At 36.3% G+C, this 3146-nt stretch carries 4 protein-coding genes; all 4 read left to right on the top strand.

The features are described 5' to 3' along the window. The coding region (locus E1176_RS20465) for a hypothetical protein (RefSeq protein ID WP_185152594.1) at positions 1 to 223 on the top strand (223 nt) is incomplete at its 5' end. A gap of 86 nt (positions 224 to 309) precedes the next feature. After that, complete coding sequence (locus E1176_RS03365; protein WP_155209165.1) at positions 310 to 1326, top strand: hypothetical protein; 1017 nt, start codon at positions 310 to 312, stop codon at positions 1324 to 1326. A 537-nt stretch (positions 1327 to 1863) separates the two neighbouring features. Beyond that, entirely contained in the window at positions 1864 to 2373 is a 510-nt protein-coding gene (locus E1176_RS03360) for a hypothetical protein (RefSeq protein ID WP_155209164.1), read from the top strand. A 168-nt stretch (positions 2374 to 2541) separates the two neighbouring features. Then, positions 2542 to 3129 (top strand): DJ-1/PfpI family protein, encoded by a 588-nt coding sequence (locus tag E1176_RS03355; protein ID WP_155209163.1) that lies wholly within the window; start codon positions 2542 to 2544, stop codon positions 3127 to 3129. The last annotated feature ends 17 nt before the right edge of the window (positions 3130 to 3146 follow it).

Here is a 3146-nt window from a genome sequence, read left to right as displayed (position 1 = left end):
ACTTCAAAAGAAAGATACATCTCTAGACAAGTTGATTGAAGCTTCATTTTTTGAGTTAAATAAATTAGAAAAGCGATTTAAAAGAACCAGTAGTACAAATGATCTTATGCTACTTAATAATAACTTCTATGAGCTAACTTCGAAATACTTACAAGAATTCAACTCAGATGGAGATTATGTGAATGTACTTTTTGATGAACTGAAACTTAGCAGAGGTCTTTGAATATATGGCACTTGATAGTTTTAAAGATATTTGAAAAGCTTAACCGACTTAGCTTAGTTTGAAGCACAAAGCATAATTCAACCAACATGAACACACCAATTCTATTAAACCGAAACCTTATCAATTTTGGAATTCCGCTTGGGTTATTGGTGGTTATAATCTTCCTGATGCAGTCTCCCTTCCTAAAAGGAAATGATGTGATAAACTTTGCGATAACCGTGGATTTACTGTTAACCGTTCCTTTGATTTATTTTCTGCTCATTCGTAAATCTAAAATCCCGAAAACAACGGTAATCCCAGTTATGGTAATTGGCCTTTTGGTTGGGTCATATTTCCTACCAAAAGAAGATCAAACCTATTTAGACTTATTTAAAAATTGGGCCTTACCAATTATCGAGCTTTCCATTTTGACTTTGGTGATTATCAAAGTCCGAAAAGCAGTCGTGACCTATAAAAAACTCAAGAATGTATCACCTGACTTTTATGATACGCTGAAAAATTTTTGCTCCGAAATTCTACCCAAAAAGCTTGTCTTTCCTTTTGCCACAGAAGTGGCAGTATTCTACTATGGGTTTATTCATTGGAAGAGCAGACAACCGGAGAATAACGAATACACCTATCATAAGAATAGTGGGACACCAGCTTTGTTAGGAGGGTTTATTTTGGTCATCGCGATTGAAACCATAGCATTACACTATTTGCTCGCTCAGTGGAATGTGATCATAGCCTGGACTTTAACTGGTTTGAGCATATACACAGCCGTCCAGCTTTTAGTTTTTGCTAAAGCATTATCAAAAAGACCAATCATCATTACGGAAGAAACACTCCTGCTACGGTATGGAATAATGAATGAATCTCAAATCCCAATGGCTGATATTGATTCTGTAGTTCTTTCAAAAAAAGAGCTTGAAAAGAACAAGCTGACCAGGACCTTATCCCCTTTGAGAGACCTTGAAAGTCATAATGTGATAATCAATCTTAAAAGAGAAAATACGCTTCAAGGAGTTTACGGCATCAAAAAGAATTTTAAAACCATCGGGCTTCACATTGACGAACCGCATGACTTTATAGAGGAAATAGAAAAGGCCTTGCAATCCAATTAGCCCATTAACGAGCATAAATGAAGATCAGCAAACACCTTGATAAAATAGTTTATAAAGCAATAACGCTACCGCTATTACTTTCCTTAATAGCCTCAACGGTTGTTTCTCTTAGCAATTTCCATTGGTCAATCTACATTCCTGTAATTGGTCCGGCTATAATTGGAAGTGTATTCGAACTGAATAAACAGTACCTAATAAAAATGAACAAGGAGAAAAACGGTAGTCTGACCTTAACCTACTATAATTTCCTGGACAAGGTCGTCAATGAGAACATAAGCATTGAACAGCTTTGTGAACACAAAATCACAAAGAATAATAAACTCGTAACGCTAAGGTTCATGGATAATCGTGAACTGAAACTACATTGCATAAAGGGCATAACGGAACAAGGACGGTAAATGATTAGAAGGTCCTGAGCGATAAACTCTCTGTGCGCCTCTCCCACCGACTTTGGTTCAAAGCACAGAAAATATTACTTTCACTTCAATTAAGTACGGGTACGGCATGATATGATATACACGTACCTTGGCGTGCATTATGACTGCAATTAAACACGATATTTGGCAAGACGAAGATGGGCTCACAATGCTGTGTATGGCTGGTGAACTTGGTAAAGAATCACGAACTTTATTGGAACCCAATTCAAGAATTATTCATTCGTTTAAAGCGAATTCTCATTTTGACGCTATGACACAATATTACACGTACATGGAATGGGGTCAATATGAAAGCGAATTTGAGGAAGATAAACAACCTTTTCAACTGAAGGAATTATCCTCACGTGAGAAACTCAGAGTTCAAATTGATAAAATTCTTTGGGAGGATTGGGATCCAATTGGGATAAACGATGTAGCGCCTCGAGACGAATACCAAAGTTATGTCCCCCAAATACTAAATATTGCGCTAATTCATAAATCAGCAGGTAAAATCGCTGAACGACTTTATCTCCTTGAATCTAAAACCATTGGAGTTGGTGGAAATCTGTCGAGATGTCGAAAGGTTGCAGAAAAAATAATGAAACAGCACGCCAACATATGCTTTAAATGAATGGGGTTAACCCGGTCAGGACATATTTGTAGGAATTGGAAAATCCGCCACTCCCGATAGATAAATTTAAATCCGGTCACGCCAATGATGAGTGACGCCTTTTTTCCCTCAGAGTCACTCGGGGAGGACTCTGAGTAGTGGTAAGCTACAATATGAGAAATTAAACAAATGAAAATCGCTTATATACTCTTTGACGGAATTACACTTTTGGATTTTTTTGGGTTTTACGATCCAATTAAGAATATCAAAACTTTGAATTATCTAAATAATTTGGATTGGGATTTATGTGCTATGAAGAATAGCATAAAAGATAGCTATGGGTTAGAAATAACTGTTGACAAAGTAAGTCCGGATTTATCAGCTTATGATATGGTTTTTGTCCCGGGTGGATACGGAACCAGACAACTCCAATTTGATGAAAAATTTATTGAATGGATTAAAACTGCCAAAAATGTCAAATACAAGGTATCTGTTTGCACCGGGAGTTTGATTCTTGGAGCAGCAGGATTTCTTAATAGTAAATCTGCAACCATCAATTTTAACGAATACGAAGCTTTGAAAAACTACTGCCCCAACGTATTGAAGAATAGAATTGTGGATGATTCGAATACAATAACCGCAGGAGCCGTAGCAAGCTCAATTGATTTAGGACTTTATATATGTGAAAAATTAATTGGAAAAGAAAAGACTAAAAAAATAAGTAAAGGGATGGATTATCATCCGGGTGATTTTGAAATAATAAAGCTAAATACGTAGCTAACAAGGTATAAAAA

This window comes from Fulvivirga aurantia (assembly GCF_009711475.1).
GTDB lineage: Bacteria > Bacteroidota > Bacteroidia > Cytophagales > Cyclobacteriaceae > Fulvivirga > Fulvivirga aurantia.
Note: the sequence above shows the minus strand (reverse complement) of the source record. Positions and strands in the feature narration are given on the sequence as shown.

What these genes read in the sequence shown, in the direction of transcription:
- E1176_RS03360 (WP_155209164.1), top strand. Translation starts at nt 1,864, where the DNA reads ATGACTGCAATTAAACACGATATTTGGCAAGACGAAGATGGGCTCACA.
- E1176_RS03355 (WP_155209163.1), top strand. Translation starts at nt 2,542, where the DNA reads ATGAAAATCGCTTATATACTCTTTGACGGAATTACACTTTTGGATTTT.
- E1176_RS03365 (WP_155209165.1), top strand. Translation starts at nt 310, where the DNA reads ATGAACACACCAATTCTATTAAACCGAAACCTTATCAATTTTGGAATT.